At 45.1% G+C, this 20,734-nt stretch carries 16 protein-coding genes; 8 read left to right on the forward strand and 8 right to left on the reverse strand.

Annotation, left to right across the window (positions count from 1 at the left end; genetic code table 11):
- Positions 1-76 precede the first annotated feature (76 nt).
- Positions 77-763: a DNA-3-methyladenine glycosylase I gene (locus tag R7190_RS06485; RefSeq protein WP_005377694.1), complete on the reverse strand. Its 687-nt coding sequence runs from the start codon at positions 761-763 to the stop codon at positions 77-79.
- Positions 764-849: 86 nt separating this feature from the next.
- Here R7190_RS06485 and R7190_RS06490 point away from each other — a divergent pair, with 86 nt between their 5' ends.
- Positions 850-1,044 (forward strand): hypothetical protein, encoded by a 195-nt coding sequence (locus tag R7190_RS06490; protein WP_005377692.1) that lies wholly within the window; start codon positions 850-852, stop codon positions 1,042-1,044.
- An 85-nt stretch (positions 1,045-1,129) separates the two neighbouring features.
- Here the strand turns inward: R7190_RS06490 and R7190_RS06495 are convergent, their stop codons facing one another.
- The 3 genes from R7190_RS06495 to R7190_RS06505 are packed head-to-tail and all read right to left on the reverse strand — an operon-like array spanning position 1,130 to position 6,592.
- Positions 1,130-3,940 carry an Hsp70 family protein gene (locus R7190_RS06495; protein WP_186584285.1) on the reverse strand — a complete coding sequence of 937 codons (2,811 nt, stop codon included), beginning with the start codon at positions 3,938-3,940 and terminating at the stop codon, positions 1,130-1,132.
- Between the two features lie 55 nt (positions 3,941-3,995).
- A complete protein-coding gene (locus R7190_RS06500) occupies positions 3,996-5,960 on the reverse strand; it encodes an Hsp70 family protein (protein WP_186584284.1) in 1,965 nt (654 codons plus the stop codon).
- A complete protein-coding gene (locus R7190_RS06505; protein WP_017634945.1) occupies positions 5,960-6,592 on the reverse strand; it encodes a DUF2760 domain-containing protein in 633 nt (210 codons plus the stop codon). The genes R7190_RS06500 and R7190_RS06505 overlap by 1 nt, the downstream gene beginning before the upstream one ends.
- 291 nt (positions 6,593-6,883) lie before the next feature.
- On the opposite strand from R7190_RS06505, the gene R7190_RS06510 reads away from it, so the two are divergent.
- Together R7190_RS06510 and R7190_RS06515 are read left to right on the forward strand one after the other, a co-directional pair.
- Entirely contained in the window at positions 6,884-8,425 is a 1,542-nt protein-coding gene (locus tag R7190_RS06510; RefSeq protein WP_005377686.1) for a sensor domain-containing diguanylate cyclase, read from the forward strand.
- An 83-nt stretch (positions 8,426-8,508) separates the two neighbouring features.
- Positions 8,509-9,039, forward strand: coding sequence for a 3'-5' exonuclease (locus R7190_RS06515; protein WP_005377684.1), 531 nt, complete (start codon positions 8,509-8,511; stop codon positions 9,037-9,039).
- Between the two features lie 241 nt (positions 9,040-9,280).
- Here the strand turns inward: R7190_RS06515 and R7190_RS06520 are convergent, their stop codons facing one another.
- The 3 genes from R7190_RS06520 to R7190_RS06530 form a co-directional block, all read right to left on the reverse strand.
- On the reverse strand, positions 9,281-9,721 hold the full coding sequence (locus R7190_RS06520; protein ID WP_017820644.1) for a TerB family tellurite resistance protein: 441 nt from the start codon (positions 9,719-9,721) through the stop codon (positions 9,281-9,283).
- A gap of 189 nt (positions 9,722-9,910) precedes the next feature.
- Entirely contained in the window at positions 9,911-11,851 is a 1,941-nt protein-coding gene (locus R7190_RS06525) for an alkaline phosphatase D family protein (RefSeq protein WP_033905249.1), read from the reverse strand.
- Positions 11,852-11,860: 9 nt separating this feature from the next.
- The gene (locus R7190_RS06530; RefSeq protein WP_017634942.1) at positions 11,861-12,211 is read right to left on the reverse strand and encodes a hypothetical protein; all 351 of its coding nucleotides are present in this window, start codon (positions 12,209-12,211) and stop codon (positions 11,861-11,863) included.
- Between the two features lie 235 nt (positions 12,212-12,446).
- On the opposite strand from R7190_RS06530, the gene R7190_RS06535 reads away from it, so the two are divergent.
- Both R7190_RS06535 and R7190_RS06540 read left to right on the forward strand, forming a co-directional pair.
- Positions 12,447-13,751 (forward strand): MipA/OmpV family protein, encoded by a 1,305-nt coding sequence (locus R7190_RS06535; protein ID WP_033905356.1) that lies wholly within the window; start codon positions 12,447-12,449, stop codon positions 13,749-13,751.
- A gap of 164 nt (positions 13,752-13,915) precedes the next feature.
- A complete protein-coding gene (locus tag R7190_RS06540) occupies positions 13,916-14,203 on the forward strand; it encodes a hypothetical protein (RefSeq protein WP_005389458.1) in 288 nt (95 codons plus the stop codon).
- A gap of 94 nt (positions 14,204-14,297) precedes the next feature.
- Here R7190_RS06540 and R7190_RS06545 read toward each other — a convergent pair whose 3' ends face one another.
- Positions 14,298-14,882 carry an FMN-dependent NADH-azoreductase gene (locus R7190_RS06545; RefSeq protein ID WP_318137530.1) on the reverse strand — a complete coding sequence of 195 codons (585 nt, stop codon included), beginning with the start codon at positions 14,880-14,882 and terminating at the stop codon, positions 14,298-14,300.
- A gap of 185 nt (positions 14,883-15,067) precedes the next feature.
- On the opposite strand from R7190_RS06545, the gene hrpA reads away from it, so the two are divergent.
- The 3 genes from hrpA (at position 15,068) to R7190_RS06560 (ending at position 20,431) form a co-directional block, all read left to right on the forward strand.
- Complete coding sequence (gene hrpA / locus R7190_RS06550; RefSeq protein WP_005377665.1) at positions 15,068-19,054, forward strand: ATP-dependent RNA helicase HrpA; 3,987 nt, start codon at positions 15,068-15,070, stop codon at positions 19,052-19,054.
- 182 nt (positions 19,055-19,236) lie between these two features.
- Entirely contained in the window at positions 19,237-19,716 is a 480-nt protein-coding gene (locus R7190_RS06555) for an outer membrane beta-barrel protein (protein WP_021033871.1), read from the forward strand.
- Between the two features lie 199 nt (positions 19,717-19,915).
- Complete coding sequence (locus tag R7190_RS06560) at positions 19,916-20,431, forward strand: outer membrane beta-barrel protein (RefSeq protein WP_005377661.1); 516 nt, start codon at positions 19,916-19,918, stop codon at positions 20,429-20,431.
- Positions 20,432-20,734: the final 303 nt, after the last annotated feature.

Raw genomic sequence — 20,734 nt, forward strand, 5'->3', positions numbered from 1 at the left:
TTGAACCAATGAACATAAAAACGGTGCACTAAATCCAATGATCAGTGCGCCGTTTGTATTTTGGGTTCAGTCTGGATTAAATGCGATTATCGCCGGTACTGAACGCAATGATTTGGCTGATTTCAGACAGGCTTCTGCCACTTTCTTGCTGCCATTGAACAAACGCTTTGTTGGTTGCATCGAGCGATTTTTTCGTATCTTTGCCACCTTCAATGATCTTGCAATTACGCAGGTAAGCTTCCACGTCGCTAGACAAGATAAAGGTATCAACGCCCATTTGACGAAGTGTGTAAGGGCCAGTATTTCCGCCTAGGCGATTGCCGCGTTTCTTCAAATACGCCCATAGGTCGGTGATTTTCTCTTGCGGCCAATCGGCAACCATTTTGCCAAACGAGCCATATTCGATTTTTGCTTCGTGGATCATACGAGCGTTGGCAGGAATCGACATGACTTTAGTGAGGTGGCGAATGATGCGTTTGTCGGTTGCTTTGGTTTCCCATTGCTCATCTGACAGCATCAATAGCGGCTCAATCTTAAACCCAAAGAACACTTCTTCGAAGTTCGGCCACTTGTTGCGAACCACGCTCCACGAAATCCCACTTTGGAATACCTTCATCGAAAAAGCGGCTAGCCAACGGTCGTCGGGAATCGCTGCCAATTCTTCTTTGCTTAGTGGATGAGACAAAAGCGCTTCAAGTTGATCTTCACCACCTTTACGCTCGGCAGCGCGCTGATAAATCGCGTCAAATTTTTCGATACTCATAAAAGAAGTTAGTCCTAGTTTATGTCGATATTTGTGAAACATACTACGCTTAAGTGGCTGAATCGTAAATTGATGGAGTGTCACAAATGAAGAAGGTCACATTAACGTTTGTCGGGGAAGGTTCGGATCGTATTGCAGAAAAATTCTATGCGTGGATGACGGACGGTGGGTTAGAAGACAGCATGATTGAGAATTTATCTGACCGTGAAATCTCAGTTGTCGGCATTAGTGATATGGATAATGAAACGCGTGATGTGGTGATCAATACGGAAATGAACTAACGAGTCGTTTTTCGTCAGCTATTAGAATCAGATAAAACAAAGCCCTTCACGAGAAGGGCTTTGTTGCGTTTATAAGCGTGAGAGCCTAGTTATTTACCAGTGTCAGACCGCTTGGGAGTGCATCACCGAAGATACGTTTCGATTCGCTCTCAGATAGCTCTTTGACTTCTTCAACCAGTGATACCCAAGATTCAGGTACCTTGCTTTGCTTCAACTTAGCCAGTACCTGCTCACGGTAGTCGTCTGAGATATCGAATAGGCGGTCGCCCGTCTTACGACAAATCATTACGGCTGCGAAAGCGATCATTGGCTCTTTCTGCCAGTTCTGCTCTAGCAGCTTAGGCAACCACTGTTCCGCTTGTTCACGAGGAACGACGTTATGCTGACTGCCATATAAAGGCGTACGTGATGCCAAGCGACCCATTGCCCACCAGTGTGCTTGTTCGAACTGGTTATGGTTGATGGCTTTGCTCAAGAACCACGTTGCCAATAGAACTTTGTCTTCGACTTCTAAATGCTCCAGAGAGGCAGACAAGCGCACCATCGACTCGTAACCCATATCTTGTGCCGCTTTGGCGGATTGTGGGTTTTTCATCGCACCAGGATGTAGGTATTTCGCGATGTCCGCCAAGATGGTCTCTTGTTGCTCTTGGCTTAAACCACCGGCAATACGACGCCAGAACACCCACCAGTCGGTCCAACCTTGATGGTTCTTAAACTGAATGTTTTGTTGGTAGAGACCCCAAACTTGCTCAATACGCCATGAGTCGGTTGGATCGCCAAAGCCCGGACGCAGTGCAAAGCCAGCCAAACGAAGCCAGTTTTTCTCGTGTTGTTCTGAACGGCGGCGACGCTTACGACCTTGTGCAAAGGTATCGAACAGTTGACGTAGGGTCGTGAAATCCCATTCATCGCGTTTGCCAAGTTTCTTCTCAAGATCTTTGGCTAAGGTTTTGATCTCTTTGCTTTCCGCGCTTTTCTTATTACCGCTGTAAAGGCGAGCGATCAGCTCCTTACATTCGTTCAACTTAGGGTGAAGTTTAACTTGCTCGCTGTCATCGGTTTGCTTGTTACGAACTTCGAATTCTAGCTCCCAACGTTTGTTGTCGTCTTCTGCGCTGACACATTCCATCTTAAGCGTGCCGACTTCAGTCAACTGACACGCCAGTTGCACTTCTACGCGCTCTTTCTGGTTGGCTTGCAGTTCGGCACCTTCACCTTCAAGGGTGGTGATATAAGGCGGCAGGGGAGCAAACAAGTCCGGATCAACGTCAACCATTACACCGTTTTGAATGGCGGTGTTATTGGTTAAGGTGTCGTGGGTAGAAGTCAGCAGGTTAAAGCGAACGGGCTCACCTAGGGTAAGCGAGAAGCGGCGACCACTTAATCGGATCTCGTGTCCTTCTTCTGTGCCTTTTGCAAGCAAACAGAGCGCTTTGCCCATCTTGTTCTTTTCTTGAAGATGCAAGAAGTAAGAACGCGCTGCGCCACCACCAATTTTAAGTTGTGCGCCACGACGCGCTTTACCAAATGCAACAGCACCCAGTGCAACCGACCAATCTGGATGTGGGTTGTCTAATACCGTAACTGGTGCGCCGCGCCAATCGGAAAGTAGGGTAGTGACACGCTCAGTCACAAGCTCACTGTTGAACACACCACCATTGAGTAGCAAACCGACTGGAATGGCATTTTGTTTGTCGTCTTCAATGCCAAGTGCGGCACGAGAGACTTGCTGATGCGTCGTTAAGAACTCGGCAACGTGTTTGCTCACTGCTGGGTCGGCAACGTATGGAAGACCAAACTCGACAACCGCGCTGCGGCGTTTATCTGGTACTTCACTGAAATCAGAAAGCGGGAAGAAGCCATCTAAAGCGATTTGGTGCACTTCTTGTTTGCTCAGCCCAATACTCTTTGTTCCGCCAAGAAGTTTCGAGCCGCTGCCCAGCATGGTGATTTTCACTTCTTCAGGTGCATTCGCTGAAAGCAGGTTTTCTTTCGCTTTACGCGTTTGCTGAATCAACTTAGTCAGGCTTGCGGCAGTGAGCTTCTTACTTTGGTTGAAGCGGCTTTCTGCAAGGTGTGCTAATGCTAAATCGAGGTTATCACCACCAAGCATCAAGTGTTCGCCAACGCCAATGCGGTCAAGGGCTAGCTCATCTTGAGAAGAGAAACTGGCTTCAATCAAGCTCAAGTCGGTAGTACCACCGCCCACATCACACACCAGAATCAGCGGTAACTCTTTGAGTTTATCAGCTGCGGTTTGCTGGTGGCGTGCGTACCAGTCGTAACATACGGCTTGTGGTTCTTCGAGCAGGACGATTTTCTTTAAACCAGCTAGCTGTGCCGCTTCAAGCGTGAGTTTACGAGCGGTTTCATCGAACGACGCTGGAACGGTCACAACCACATCTTGGTCTTCTAACTTATTGCTAGGATGACGGTAGTTCCATGCTTGGCGAATGTGGTTGAGGTAGCTTGCGCTGGCAATGACGGGAGAGACTTTATCTACGTCTTGCGCACCAGCCCAAGGAAGAATGTCTGAACTACGATCCACTGCTTGGTGCGATAGCCAGCTTTTAGCACTGGATACTTGACGTCCTTCCACCTTAGCGCCTAATTCACGAGCCCATTCACCCACGATCACATTACTAATGTCGCCAGATACAGGTTCGTTTTCCCAAGGAAGTGTTAGGTCAGAAGGGGAGATTTGACCAACCGCTGGGTGATAGCGGAAAGAGGGCAACAATGGCTTACGAACCACTTCACCCGGGCCAATCAATTGGTCGATGTCGAATAGGGATACTTCGGATTGTTCAAGGTTGTCGGTGATTTCACAGTACGCCACCACAGTGTTTGTGGTGCCAAGGTCAATACCAACAAGAAAACGAGGAGATGCCATACAAACCTTCGCGTATTTAAAAACGGCACCCGATTGGATGCCGTTTGATTTCTATTTATTCTTCTTCGTTTGAGTTGCTTTTCGCGTCTTCGCGCACATCGAACTCAACATGCCATTTTTGACCGTTATCAGCGGCAATGGCTTCTAAGTAAAGCGTACCAAGCTCTGTGACGCGAGAGGCTAGGGTTACCGGAACCACTTCACCTTCACGACGACCTTCAGATACAGGCAGCGTTACTTGAATTTCTGGTAGCTCTTCGAGCTCTTCTGGTGCCCAGTAGTCTAGGTGAGTACCTGCTAGGTCATCACGACGAACCGTTGAGCCGAAGAATTGGAAGTTAACCGGCTGACCGATGATCAAACCAAACTCTTGGCTTGGTACGTCAACGCTTGAACCTTCTTCCATACCAAATGGTGCAACACAAAGTGCTTCCATTGGAGGCGCCATGCCCGGAATCGCTGGCATCGCACTTTCGATACCCACGTAGTACGCAGAAGCAATACCACCACGGATACGAACACCTTGACCACGACGAACAGAGCCGTAGTAAGCCGCACCGCTAGCAACCGCAAGGTCTAGGTCTACACCTGTTAGGCGTTTAGCCATTTCCGCATCTGCTTCAATTAGCCATTCGTTGATCGTGTCTTCTAGACGAGATGCTAGAAGTTTCGATTTCAGAACACCACCGTTGAATAGGATTGTGGTTGGCTTGATGAAGTCAGCTGATTGCGCCGCATCCGCACCTGGCATACTAGGCATGTTAGCGAATGGGTTGAAATCTTGAGCTGCTGCTTCGCCGCCATTTCCTGAAGCAGAAAGGGCATTAGCTTGCTTAGACAAGAACGCTGCGATGTGACGAGTAATACCTGCATCTTGCGCGTAAGGCAGACCCATTTGCGTTAGTGCACCACGGTTACGTTGAACAGGGTGGTCAGTAATCGCAACTTGAGGGAAGAAGCCGTCAACCAGTGTTTGTTGTACTTCTTCTTGAGTCAGTTCTGTTTTCAGCGTTGCGCCAAGCAGTTTAGAACCACGGCTTGGTACTACGATTGGCACTGACTGAAGTTCGCTGTCGTTCAATAGCGCTTCTTTCGCGTCGCGACATGCGTGTGTCATTGCCTGAACTTGCCATGGCTGTAGCTCTTTACCTTCTTGGGCTAGCTTCATCTTCAAGCGGTACGCAAGTGCAAGATCCATGTTGTCACCGCCAAGTAGGATGTGTTCACCTACCGCGATGCGGTTCAGAGTTAGGTTGCCGTCGTCTTCAGTTACTTCAACCAAAGAAAGGTCGGTTGTACCACCACCGATATCGACCACAAGCACGATGTCGCCAACTTCAACTTCGTCGCGCCATTTGTCGTTGCTGTTATCGATCCAGTTGTAAAGTGCAGCTTGTGGCTCTTCTAGAAGTGTTAGGTGCACAAAACCAACGTTGCGTGCTGCTTCTGCAGTTAGATCGCGAGCAGCAGGATCAAAAGAAGCAGGAACCGTAATGGTTACGTCTTGATCGGCAAGGTTGTGATTTGGGTTCGCGTGATTCCAAGCGTCTTTTAGGTGCTCTAGGTAAAGCTCTGTCGCACGAAGAGGGGAGACTTTTTCCACTTCTTCTGGGCTACCTGCTGGCAGGAAAGCATCACGACGGTTCACACCTGCGTGGCAAAGCCAAGATTTCGCACTTGCAACAAGACGAATTGGTGTTTTTGAGCCTAGGTTACGTGCAATTGCACCAACTAGAGCTTTTGGCTCGCTCGACCACGGAAGAACGCGTGATTGCGGGTTCATTTCGTGTTCGTGCGGCTGGTAAAGGAAAGAGCCTAATTGGCTACGAGTCTCTACCGTACCTGGCGCAGTTAACTGCGGGATTGGCATCACTTCAACGCGAGCGTCTTCGTTGTGTGTATCAACAAAAGACATGACACAGTGTGTTGTACCTAAGTCGATACCAACACTGAATTTAGGTGTCTGTTGAGTTTCAACAGACGCTTCTTGAGAATGGTTTTCTTGGTTCATGTGTTCCATTACAGCTCAACCTCAGCTGGAGCGATCACAGATGCATCGTAGTTCTCAGCCAGTTTAGGCAACGTCATTGATGTTGCTTTCCAGCCTTTATGAACTAGTGTGCCGTTGAATGGCGCGCTGCCTGTTACGTTGCCAGTTAGGCGGATTTCTTGTGGGTTGAAGCCTTCTTCAACCGTAATGCGAGTTTCTTCGTCTTCGTTACGAACGTGCGCTAGCGTCACGTAGTCGTTCAGTACTTTCTGACCACCAGTGTGGATTACGCGAGCGGCTGCGCCTACTTCTTCATCAGAGAATGACGTTAGGTCTTCTTTTAAGAAGTCAATCAGACGAGCTTCTTGTTGCATGATAGAAAGCAGCTGCATTGCAGAGTCTGTTGATGCGGTTGCAAGTTTTGATTCAACTTCTACAACACGCTCTACGACTTTCTCTACTTCCACTACTTTTTCTACTTCAACGATCTTCTCAACTGGTTTCTCAACCTCGACGATTTTCTCGACTGGTTTTTCTACCACTTTCTCGACCACTTTTGATTTGCGCGACACTGCAACTAGAAGAAGCAAAACGCTCGATGCGGTTAGGCCAGCGTGAAGCATATCGAACGTTTGAGGAATTAGGTTCAAATCAATGTTCATGACGTTTTTTCTCTTTCTATTGATTTATTGGTGCTCAGTATTGGCTCATATTTGTTCACTAAAACGATCGTCTTTGCGATCTTGCACCAAGTTTAGACATTAAAATGATGACGGATGGTAGCATATTCAAGGCTTAAGGCTGTAATAATTCGTGACTATACCGTACGAACAGCGTGAAAAATCGACGATCAGACTCCCCAATATAGGTTGTTGCTTGATGTTTGTGCATTGCTAACGCAGTATTTCAATAGATCCCGAAGTTTAACTTACGGAAGTATCAAAAATTACGATATGACACAAAGCACCGCTCATAAGAGCTTTATAAAACGACATTCAGACTCTATTTTAGCTTTTTTGGCGACTTTATGTGTCACTGCTGGTGTAGTTGGTGCTGCTTATACAATGCAGCAACGGTATACACAGACGACGTTTGATACTTTAGCCGACCGACAAGCAGAATCACTTAAAGCAAACGTCGAGAATGATCTAAAGTTCATTGGTGCGGGCGCAAACTTTTTCCATTCGATTGAGCGAAGCTATTGGCCATCGTTTCCCATGTATGCGGAACAAGTGATTAATAGCTCACGAAGTCTTATTGGACTTCAATGGATGCAAAAGGTCGAATTCGAAGATCTTGATGAACATATTTTAAAGACCCGTCAAAAATTTCCAAACTTCCAACCGTTTACCGTTCCTAAAGATGGTCCCAAAACCTACGGGTACATTTTTGAACACAATGAGCCAATTTTTATCGCGTCGGATATCTACCCAAGAACACCGGAAAACCTTTCTCTATTGGGTTTCTATTTTTCGCGCAAACGCTTCGATTTAATCTTGGATGATATTTCCGAAAATGGGCGAGCGAATGTCTCGGATAAAGTTCGCTTACTGCAAGATGGTTATGACAAGTCCATACCTAAGACTGGGTTGCTGGTGTTCCATCCAGTGTTCGACTTCGAGAACAAATATTTATTAGGAGTAGTGACCGGCGTTATCCGAAGTACGGTTTACTTTGAGGATTTGATTACGAAAACCGCGACGGAGCTCGATATGTCGGTGCGCGTAGAAGACTTGGGATTCGACGCAGCAGATGACCCTGTTCTCTTTCAAAGTGCTAGCTGGGATAACATTCGAGGAACCGTTATAAGCCGAACCATTCAACTGCCTAACCGTGAATGGCGTATTGACTTTAAGCTTTCTGACGCAGTCTCAGCTTGGGAGCGTTCTATTTTAGCGGGCACGACGCTAGCCGGATTGGTAATCGCCTTTTTGATCAGTTGGATTGTGAATTTACAGTCTCGAGAAAAAGAGCGCTTAGCGGTCATGTTGGAGCTCAAAACCGTTGAATTAAAAAGAATGGCAGAGCGAGACCCTCTAACTCAACTACTGAATCGCCGAGCATTCAACGATCATTTGCTTAATCAGATAAACAAAGGTGTTAACTTCGCCTTGGTTGGTTTTGATATCGACCACTTCAAAGTGATTAATGACAAACACGGCCATTTAGGTGGAGATGAAGCGTTACAACATGTCACTAAGCTGGTCAGTGCTAATTTAAAACCGGGAGATAAGTTTTACCGAGCTGGTGGTGACGAGTTTTGTATTATTTCTAAAGTCATTGATAGAGCAGTGCTAGAAGCTTACCTAGAAAAATTACGGAGTGTTGTGGCAAGTACGGCTTTTGATTATGGTGATGCGTCAATCATCTGTACGTTGAGTATCGGTGCGGTTATCCATAAAGAAGAAGATCCTGAGAGCTTGTATCACAAAATGGACAGTCAACTCTATTTGAGTAAAAAAAACGGCCGTAATAATGTGTCGATCGGCGATTAAATGGGCGCACAAATTCGAGTTTTACGCCGTGTTACGATAGAATCGCACGCTTTAAATTTTTATGTTAGGAACCAAGGCAAACTATGAACCATAACCGTATTGTATGCTTCGATTTAGAAATGTGTTGCTGGAACGAAAATGGCGTCGGCAGCACGGGTGAAATTATCGAAGTGGGGTTAGCTGAAATAGATTTGTCTAAAGGTGAGATAGTCAAGCGTGCTCAATACTACGTGAAACCAGAACACGATGAAGTGTCTCTGTTCTGCGCTGAGTTAACGGGCATCACACCACGTAAGATTGAAAAACAAGGACGCCCACTAGAAGAAGTGCTTAAATCCATGGTTAAGAACTTCGGTGGTCGCAACAAAATCTTTGCATCTTGGGGGCGAGATGACCTCATTCTTCTAGAAGAGTGTAAGCAAAAAGGTATTGAAGCACCGTTCACAGAGTTCATCAACTTAGCGACACTCTACCGTATTCAAAATCGTCTTAAAGATAAACGTATAGGCCATCGAGCCGCTCAAGAAGCAAAAGGAATAGACTGGGAAGGGCGTCAACACTCTGGCTATGTAGATGCATACAACTTAGCTAAGCTTGCTTTGACCATGTTTTAGTTATTCGAACCTAGCTAGCTTGTAATTAAATTATCATCCAACCATTGTTGTTTTGTCATGCAGTCTGTTTAGTGTGGAAAGAGCTAAACACATACCTTGACCAGTATTTTAATAACAATGTCGTTGGCTTATTGAAAAACGCGCAGAGTGCGCGTTTTTTTATGGCTACAGAAGCGATATCTGTTGTCATCCTAGGGGTAGCTTAGAGTTAGCCAGCGACTTATATACTCATCTCGTCACTTTACTGAGACTGTAACTTCGCTCGAATGAACTCGCTGTGATCAACATAGAGTAGCTCTGCTGTTTTACGGATCACCGCGTCTTCTAGCGGGTCAATTTCGCCGTCTGCGTAAGCGACTTCCCACATGCTTTTGATTAAGTTGTAACGAGTTTCTTGAGTCAGTTCTCTTAGTTGAGAGGTAAAGTCGTACAGCGAAGCGGAATCTTTTATTTTCTGTTGCGCTTGCTCTAACAAAGTATTTGATTCTTCTTCATTTAACGAAAGCAGTTTCATCAATAAAGAGCGCTTTGTTTCTTGTTCTCTATCATCGACACTATGGTCTGCACCAGAAACTTCACAAAGCAAACACGCGATAGCCATGTTAGGGGAAAGTGTGTTGGTTTGGCTTAAATCAGAGCCATCAATGAGTTGTTTAAATAATGATGTGAGAGAATTAAACATAATGAACACCGAGCTATTGTTTATTTGGTTAACATGGTAATAAATACGGAAGATCTCAAGGTGCGATACCAAATTTAGCACGCCGTTGACATTTAAGCACGGCCACTTTCTCCCCAAAAAACCTAAACTCCTGAGTTAGTTCAAGGTGACTTGCCTCTTACAAAGGGCAAGTCATTTTGGGATTGATACTCAGCTTTCAGCACGTGTCGGTGGAAAATGAACTTCGTCACCATCACTCGTCAGAATACTAATTTGACTTGGTTTGCCTTCATCATCAAGACGTAGCTCACCAATGGCACTATGGTTAACCAAGCGATAAAAGTTGTGCGTACTTGGTGCGCGTTTGTAAATCTTGAGTCGTTTACGTTTTGTGAACCAGTTTAAAGGTGAGCGAGGGCTGTATAGCAGTCTATCTAGGCCATCACAAATATTGAGCAGTTGTGTAGGGAACTGATTTTTAATTCCACTACAGGTGATTTGATAGATATTCGGACTGTTTTTTCGATAGCGGAGCTTAATATCGTATGCAAAAGAGTAGTGTACGTCGCCAGAGAGAATAACAAAGTTAGTTGGTGTCTTTGTGTGTGTGAAAATACTAATAAGAGTATTCGCACTTCCGGGGTGAGCCATCCAGTTTTCAGCATCAACCATCAATGGTTTACCAAGCATGGTCACCACACGTTGTAGTGCTTCGATAAATTTCACACCAAACATTGGCGCGGCAGAAACAATAACAACTTTGTCTTGGTGCACGAGTTCTTGGTGGAACTCAATCATCGCTTCCCAGTCCATTAAGCCAGAAGGTTTGTTCATTTTAGACTCAGAACGCCAGCGTCTGGTTCGTGTATCTAGCACGACAACTTTTGGTGTCGTAGGAATGGTGTAGTGCCAATTCTCAAAGCGATACAAATATTGAATAAATGCATCTTGGGTTTGCGAGGTTCGCTCATCGATAAAGCGTTGAGCGAGGCTCATAAATTCATCATTGAATTTTTCTGGCGCATTTCCCCAACCTTGGCAAAGCCAGTAAGCAATCAAGCTATTACCGATAATGCGTTTTGCAAACGTGTTGCTGTATGCGGCTTGTTCCCAGCCTATGGTGAGATTCCAATCGTCGGTGACATCGTGATCATCAAAAATCATATAGGTTGGAATGTGAGCGAGTAAGCGTTGAACCTTGTCCAGACCTGCGACGAATTTATCAATTTGCTTTTTTTCTTCGCGCCATTGCTGCTGCCATTTGGGTTCAAGAACTTCTCCGCCGACAGTAAATTCGTTTTCTAACAAACGATCCGTTCGAACAAGCTTCCACAAGGTCGGAGACCAAACCAATAAGTACATTGCAAAGCACTCAGCAAAGCTTATTAGGTGATTCTCACACTCTTTGGCGCTGAATATTGGTGTCCCTCGGTGTGGAAAAAACTTACTTAGTAAACTGTCATCACTCACATAATGAGGCAACAATTTATCTCGACCATAATAGCAAGCAGGGTGTTGGTAGAGCTCATTGGTATTTTTTATCGGAGCTTGATCGAATTCTTCGCCTGGCAAACCCAATAAAGCTATGACTTGCTCAATGGCATCGAGAGTGGGGCCTGCAACATGGTCTGCATAGATTTGATCACCACTCATGATGAGCATATCCGGTCTTTCTTCAATGGATTGAGACGCGATTTTATGATCCGCAGCGACCAATGTATCATCACTGAAGTGATGGGGATTACGGCAAGAGCCATGTAGGAGATAATCCGCTTTTTCACTAACGAGGAACTCAATACCCAAGTTTGGCGTATTATCTCGCTCATAAGTCAGGTGAGGGAGCAGTTCCGTCACTAATCCATATTGCGTTTTTATTTGATAGCGTAACGCTTGATGGGTTGGAAACTCGCCTTCTAATTTAAGTAAGCAACACCACGCATTGAGGCCGATTTGAAGCTGTTCTTTTTGTTCACTTAAAGGGGCTTGATAAAGGATGGAGGCATTTTCATCCGTAATTTGCACCATACCCTCCAAGCGTTGGGTGGTGACTAGCCAAATATTGATTTCAGTTGCGGTCACTTTACGTAGGATCGGACCTGCAACGACAAGAGGAAGTGAAGAAATTTCAGTCGTGTTCATCAATGCTGGCAAAACGGCTCCTTATGTGTCAGCTTCTTCTTCTAATATTTCGATAACTTGCGAGCTACTAAGTTCATGTCCCATAAGGAACAAACCAAGCATCGCATCGGCTTTTGACGCGTTATTACTGTCTTCATCCAAAATTTGCTGAAGCCGAGTTCTAATTAGGTCGATTTCGTGTTCGACGAAGCCACGCCCTTCTTCGTCACCTTGACCATCTTCTGGTGCATTATCAAAGTGCAAAAACAACATGTCACCATCGAGTTGAGTCCCTATCAACCTCTCTGGCAGCCATGCTTCTCCCATCACAATGTCTGGGTCTGTGTCTGCGGGTAAATGATTCAAGGTAGAGATGAGTTCTGATGCTTTCACTTTTTACTTCATTATGTTTGATTTAGAACTAAGCTAGAGTTTAAGCGCTTGTTGTAATGGTAAAATATTCGCAAACAAGCTCACCTAGTCGTGCAATATTAATATGATCTTGGGACTCAAACTGTCACGAGGATGACAACATTTGCCATTGTAACGGCTATCATCAGCAGAACATAAGCTTTTAATGGCAAATCATTGATGTTTGCCTGCTTCTCAACCAACATTTTTCGAACTCATGAAGAGATTAATTCTAACAACACTCGCTTTACCTTTAGCTGCGGCAGTTTCTTCTGCGCATGGTGCAGACGAACAAACGTGGGGGATTGCTGCGATGTATCGCACAGCATCGATTCCGTTTTACACCGCCGATAATGACTCTACGGTGAGTACATTTGTACCAATGATGTTCTTTGAAAACGAACATGTGTATATCAATGGCATTGAAGGTGGCGCTTTTTTGTATAACGAGAGTGATTCCGACTGGCGCGCGAGCGCACTCATGCGATTGAGATTTGTCGATATTCCCATGTCGCTACAAAATGCTAATGAAGGGGACAGAGTCGATTTCGGTGGGCAAGTGCGTTATAGCATTAACGACACTTGGCGCGCAGAAGTAGAGTTGATGACGGACGACGAACTCCAGTTTCACTCTAATTACCGCCTTGCTGCCAATTATGTATTTGGTGATTGGGAATTAGAGCCATCGATTACGATTCGATACAAAGACGCTGATTTCAATAGTGAATATTATTCCTTTAAGGATATTACTGGCGAGAGAATTGGAGCTGGGCTTGACACCAATCTTGGTATTAAAGCGCGTTACCATGTAACTTCAAATTTGTATTTATTGGGTGAGACGAGTGTTACTCGCTTAGATGATAACGCCTACAACAGTCAGCTTGTAGAAGATCGATATCAGGGAGAAGTGTTTGTCGGTTTTGGCTTTTTCAACGATAAAAGCAAAGCTCCGAAACCGACACTGAGCAATAAAGCATATCTACGTATTGCGCATGGTTGGGCGACGCCTTCGAACATCGGTGAAATATTTAGCTTTGAGAGAGAAAAAGACCCATACGACAATCAACTTACTTCATTGTTTTATGGGCATCCATTAACGGATGAGCTGTTTGGTTTTCCTCTTGATATTTATTTAACGCCAGGGTTGGTTCATCACTGGTCGTCCAGTGTTCAGTCTGCGAGCACAGAATACGTCATGGCGATTAAGGCTTATTATACGGTTAATTGGCCTACGACTTGGCGATTTGGTGTAGCGGAAGGTGTGTCATACATTGATAGCATTACCTATATTGAAGGCACAGAAATGGAAGACAAGGGTTATACACCAAGCAAGTTGCTCAACTACTTAGATTTCTCGTTTGATGTCAATGTAGGCGATCTCTTCAACCAAAAGAGCTGGAACAATATGTGGGTGGGCTATTCATTGCATCACCGCTCGGCGATTTTTGAAAGCGCTTCCCAGTTTGGGCGAATTAAAGGTGGGAGTAACTACAATACTATTTATTTCCAGTTCGAGTTTTAGCGCATCGCGAGATGCATATAAGTCGGATTTGCAACTGACTTATTTATCGCCCATTATGAGTAATGATGAATAATACTATGCTGCTTTCAACGAGAAATTTCGTATATCGTGCCAGAGTTAAGGCTGTTTGTGATGCATCTGATGAATCGGATGGGATGAGCACCATGAGTATCGACTCCTCATTCAATCTTCAAATTGAAGCGATAAATTGTACCAACGCTGAATTTGCCAAACGCTTTTTTGCCATTCACGGAGAAGGGCACTTGGAGGGCGATGAATGGTTGGTGTTGTACGTCAACTCTCTTGACGTTAAGGCGGGAGACAATATAGAAATCCGTAGCGATGTCGCGTTTAATGCGATGATCGAGAATATGATAAGCGAAGCTGAGCGGTCTTTAGAAAAAGTCTACCTTGATGCAATACGCAACTTGGAGAAAGTGAATCGTTTTTGACGATGTAAGAGACCCTATAAATACGATTAAGGCATCAGGATCCAAAAAGGGATTGGCGCGAACCAATCCCTTTTGTATTCTGGTTTATTCTAACTTACGCCATTGTTGCAAGTTGGCTTTGCGCTTCTGAAATGCCTTTTGCAGCCGCATCTTCACCCATGTTTAGCGCTTCTGCGTAAACAAATTCCACATCAGTGATTCCTACAAAACCCAGCACAGTGCGTAGGTATGGCGTAACGTTGTCAGTTGGTGAATCTTTATGGATACCACCGCGAGTCGTTACTACAATCGCCTTTTTACCTTCAATCAAACCTTGAACGCCGTTTTCTGTGTATTTGAATGTCACGCCTGCACGAGCAATCAAATCAATCCAGTTTTTAAGCTGAGTCGGGATGGTGAAGTTGTACATTGGAGCGGCAATAACCAAAGTGTCTGCGGCCTTTACTTCTTCAATAAGGGTGTCAGACAAGTTGACCACCGCTTGCTGTTCTTGTGAAAGATCTTCCGTAGCGCGCAGTGCAGTCGCAACGGCGAAGTCCAAAACAGGTAGAGGGTTTGCAGCCAAATCACGAACAGTAAGCTTGTCTTGGTCTACATTTTTGATGAAGTTTTCAACCAATTTGTTTGATTGAGAGTAATCGCCAAGGATGCTTGATTTTAGAGCTAGTACACGAGACATAATGGTTATTCCTTAAATAAGTGCTTTCGACTATGGGAGCTATTATAAGCAACGTAAGTGAGTTCAAAAGCCTAGCGATTCGCTGAACATGTTCGAAAAAATTGAATGAGCTTTCGGTTATCTTGTTACAGATCTTGTGTGATACAATCCGCGCAGTTTTTGTAATGAAAAGAATAGGAAACGCTTTGACTTCGTCACAGCCCCCAAAAAAGAATCTAGCTGAAGAGCAAGCGACACCGTCAAATGGTGCGCAAAAAGCGACAGCGAAACAAGCTCAAACACCTCAGGCTCAAGTGAATAGTGCTGCATCTCTGCGTAAAGCGCTGAATCAGTGCATGATGCGCGACCGTTTCCGCTTGAGTAAACGTATTTCTGGTGCAAGCAAAATTAAGAAGGACGCAGCGCGTAATGCTGTGTTCGACGAAATCGCATTAGACATCGCCCAATCCATGATGGTTGTGGAGCAACGTAGTAGCTACAAACCAACGATTGAATACCCTGAAATTCTTCCAGTCAGCCAAAAACGCGACGATATTGCGAAAGCGATCGAAGAAAACCAAGTGGTTATCGTCGCGGGTGAAACCGGTTCAGGTAAAACCACTCAGCTACCCAAAATCTGTGCTGAGCTTGGTCGCGGTAAATTTGGTCTGATTGGTCATACTCAGCCTCGTCGTCTTGCAGCGCGTTCGGTTGCTAACCGTATTGCCGAAGAGATGGAAACCAAGCTTGGTGAGTTTGTTGGTTACAAGGTTCGATTCAACGATCAGATCTCTGAAAATACCCAAATCAAATTGATGACGGACGGTATCTTGCTAGCTGAAATTCAGCATGACCGTTTCTTGAATCAATACGACACCATCATTATCGATGAAGCGCACGAGCGCAGCCTCAACATCGATTTCATCTTGGGTTACTTGAAAGAGTTGCTGCCACGTCGTCCTGATTTGAAAGTGATCATCACGTCGGCAACCATCGACCCAGAACGCTTCTCAAAACACTTCAACAATGCACCAATCATTGAAGTATCGGGTCGTACTTACCCAGTAGAAACACGTTACCGCCCACTAAGCGGTGATGACGACAATGATCGTGACCAGCTTGAAGGCATCTTCGAAGCGGTAGATGAACTGTGCGATGAAGGTTTAGGTGACATCCTGATTTTCATGAACGGTGAACGTGAAATCCGTGATACCGCAGATGCATTGTCCAAACGTAATCTGAAGAGCACGGAAATTGTGCCGCTTTACGCGCGTTTGTCGGCAGGTGAGCAGAATAAGATTTTCCAACCTCACACTGGTCGCCGAATTGTACTGGCAACCAACGTGGCAGAAACCTCGCTAACTGTTCCGGGCATTAAATACGTTATCGACCCGGGTACGGCGCGTATCAGTCGATACAGTTACCGTACTAAGGTTCAGCGTCTTCCAATCGAGCCAGTTTCTCAGGCGAGTGCGAACCAGCGTAAAGGTCGTTGTGGTCGTGTGGAAGAGGGTATCTGTATTCGTCTGTACTCAGAGGAAGATTTTGAGTCGCGCCCAGAGTTTACTGATCCTGAAATCCTGCGTACCAACCTAGCGTCGGTTATCTTGCAAATGACGGCACTTGGTTTGGGTGATATTCAAGCGTTTCCATTTGTGGAAGCACCGGATAAACGTAACATCCAAGACGGCGTACGTTTGCTGGAAGAGCTTGGTGCGATTAACTCTGAGGTAAAAGACCCGAAAAAACGCCTGACTTCCATTGGTCGCCAATTAGCGCGTTTGCCAATCGATCCGCGCTTGGCGCGTATGGTATTGGAAGCACCAAAATATGGTGCGCTTAAAGAAGTGATGATCATTGCAGCGGCCTTGTCGATTCAAGATCCACGCGAGCGTCCTTCCGACAAACAACAATCGTCAGACGATAAACATCGTCGCTTCTTCCATGAAGAGTCGGACTTCCTGACATTTGTGAATTTGTGGGAATACATCCAAAAGCAGCAAAAAGCCTTGTCTAGCAATCAGTTCCGCAAACAGTGTAAGCAAGACTATTTGAACTACTTGCGCGTTCGCGAGTGGCAAGACGTGTACTTCCAAATTCATCAGTCGATGCGTGAGATGGAGTTCAAGCTTAACGATGAGCCCGCTTCTTACCATGGCGTACACAGTGCCATTTTGGTTGGTTTGCTGTCGCACATCGGCATGAAAGACCAAGAAAAGAATGAATATCAAGGCGCGCGTAATGCTCGTTTCCATATCTTCCCTGCATCAGGTCTATTCAAGAAACAGCCTAAGTGGATCATGTCTGCTGAGTTGGTGGAAACCTCAAAACTTTGGGGTCGTATCATCGCAAAGATTCAGCCAGAATGGATTGAACCGTTAGCTAAACACCTTATTAAACGTAGTTACAGCGAACCACATTGGTCGAAGAAACGCGCTGCGGTGATGGCGCACGAAAAAGTGATGCTTTACGGCGTACCAATCGTACCGAAACGTTTGGTCAACTACGGCAGTATCGATTCGACCGTAAGTCGCGAAATCTTCATTCGTAGTGCATTGGTTGAGGGGGAATGGGAAACCAAACACGCGTTCTTTAAGCAAAACCGTAAGCTTCTGCAAGAAGTGGAAGAGCTTGAGCATAAATCTCGTCGTCGTGACATCTTGGTGGATGATGATGAGCTGTTTGATTTCTATGACCAACGTGTTGGTACTGAAGTCGTTTCTGGCAAACACTTCGATACGTGGTGGAAAAAGGCATCTAAAGAAAATCCGGAACTGCTGAACTTTGAAAAAGAGATGCTGTTCAAGGGTGATGCTAGCCATGTGACCGATTTGGATTACCCGAACTTCTGGCATCAAAATGGTTTGAAGCTCAAATTGAGTTACCAATTTGAACCAGGCGATGATAGTGACGGTGTCACAGTGCATTTGCCGTTGCCGATTTTAAACCAAGTTGAACCAGCGGGTTTTGATTGGCAGATCCCAGGTTTACGCCATGAGCTTGTGGTTAGCTTGATTAAATCGTTGCCAAAGACAATTCGTAAGAACTTTGTGCCTGCGCCAAACTATGCCGATGCATTCTTAGCACGTGTCACGCCAATGGAAGCGCCGCTGCTAGATTCATTAGAGAAAGAGTTGCGACGCATGACGGGCGTAGAGGTACTGCGTGAAGACTGGAACTTGGAACAAGTACCTGAGCACTTGAAAGTCACGTTCCGCGCGGTTGATCATCGAAATCGTAAACTGAAGGAACATAAAGACCTTCATGAACTGAAAGAAAGTTTGAAAGACAAAGTTCAAGAAACGCTTTCCAAAGTTGCGGATGACGATATCGAACAGCAAGGTCTGCATACGTGGAGTTTTGGCGAATTGCCGAAAGTGTATCAACAAAAACGTGGCGGCTACGATGTAAAAGCGTATCCGGCGCTTGTTGATAGCAAAGACAGCGTTGAAATCAAACTCTACGAAACCGAATTTGAGCAGATCACCGCAATGCGCGCTGGCCAGCGTCGTTTGATTTTGTTGAATGTACCGTCTCCAATTAAATATTTGCACGCTAACTTACCGAACAAATCGAAGTTGGGGTTGTATTTTAACCCTTACGGCAAGGTGCTTGATCTGATAGATGACTGCATTGCCTGCGGTGTCGATAAGCTTATTGAAGAGCAGGGTGGTTTAGTTTGGGAGCCAGAGAAGTTCGAAGCGTTGAAAGAACACGTTCGTGCTGAATTGGGTGACACCGTTGTAGAGATCGCTCAACAGGTTGAGACTATTCTGACCACGGCGTTTAGCATCAATAAGAAGCTAAAAGGCAAGATCGACTTCACAATGGCGTTTGCTCTGTCCGATATCAAAGCACAAATTGAAGGCTTGATCTTCAAAGGCTTTGCAACGGAATGTGGCTGGAAGCGCTTGCCGGATATTCTTCGCTACATGCGCGCGATAGAGCGCCGTATGGAGAAGTTGCCAATCGATCCAAACAAAGATCGTTTACATATGCTGAAGATTGAATCTGTGACTCAAGACTATAAAGAGTTGCTGAACAAGATCCCGAAAGGTGTGGCCATTCCTGAAAATGTAAAAGAAGTGCGTTGGATGATTGAAGAACTTCGCGTGAGTTACTTTGCTCAACAATTAGGCACTCCTTATCCTGTTTCTGATAAACGAGTCAAAAACGCGATTGATGCTTGCTAATCAACCAGTAAAATAGTGTCAGATTTGTAATTATCGCTTAAGAAGTTGCTGGTACACTAATTGCTAGTAACTCAATAAGCATTATTTTTTAGTTCCGGGAGGCAATAGTTCGCCTCCCTTTATTTGTAGTACCAACGACTGAGTTATGCAGACGTGGGAATAATAAAGAGTAAAGGTAGATGATGAAAAAAACTCTATTAGCAGTGGCGCTACTTGGCGCATCTTCTGCGGCAATGGCGGATTCTTGGATTTACGGTGGTGCAACAGTAGGTCAGTCTGACTACAAAGGTGAAACGGACACATCATACTCTGTTCACGTTGGTACAGGCATTCTACCTATCATTGGTGTTGAAGCTGGTGTAACACAACACGGTGAGTTCAACGTAAATGGTCAAGACACTAAGCTAACTTCTTACTACGCAGCACTTAAGCCAAGCATCGACTTCGGTCCGCTACACGTGTACGCAAAAGGTGGTTTCCATCAGTGGGACAAAAAAGTGAAAGGCGGCAAAGACGATGACGATTTGGACCTAATGTACGGTGTGGGTGCTGAGTACTTCATTTTTGGCCCAATGTCTGTTGGTGCTAGCTACATGAACTACACTGCTGGTAAAGACGATATCAGCACGTTCTCTGTTAACGCAACACTACATTTCCTATAAGCGTCAAGCTTTCTAACACCATATGAAACACACCGGCTTTATGTCGGTGTTTTTTTGTCTGGAAGTCACAAAACAAAAGTTGAACATAAATTATTCACTTTTAGAGTCTTAAAATGCCTATGCTTTCCAATATATAGTGGCGATTAAATGCGCATATTTGCGTAATGTTTCGCTTAGGAATCGATCAGGAAGGGATAGTATGAAAAAAACACTCTCGTTATTCGCTCTAACGTTGTGCTCAACGTCAGCAATGGCTGACTCTTGGATTTACGCTGGTGGTCAAATTGGTCAGTCCGATATCGACAGCGAAAATGATACAACTTATGGTATTCATGTCGGTACTGGTATTTTGCCATTCATTGGCATTGAAGCAGGCTACTTTAACCACGGCAAAGTGGATTTATCTTTGAGTGGCAGCAGGGGTAGTGCTGATTTTGATTCATTCTATTTAGCGGCGAAACCTAGTATCGACTTCGGCCCGTTACACGTTTACGCAAAAGGCGGCATCAATGCATTCAACGTTGATTATGACGGCGGACTGAGAAACTTAGACAAAGATGACGGCGTCTCTTACATGTATGGTGTTGGTGCCGAATACTTCTTGCTTGACAATGTGTCTGTGGGCGCGAGTTATCAAGCGTTTGGCGTGGATATTGAAGGCGATAGCGATACCGTTAGCAGCGTAACAGGGAACATCACCTTCCATTTCTTATAACGCTCGCTGGATGAAAGGTTTGCTGATTTGGTTTCGTCGTTAATTGTGAAACCAAATCAGCGCAGGTCTTCTCTATTTGCGCAGTGACTGGCTATGAACTTAAGTATTTCTTGTGTCTTTTCTAGTCTACAACCTACGACAAAATCAATCGTTAGACCTCATAATTTTTGTGTTGATATTATTTCCCCTTCATCTGTCTCGAATTGAGCCTAAAATGCAATAAACCACGACTTTTTGCAAAAATATGTGATTGCTGCTAAAATTCGTCCCGCTTTAAAACTTTAGAGTTCAAATTAATGGAGG

This window comes from Vibrio sp. 1078-1, from assembly GCF_033340475.1.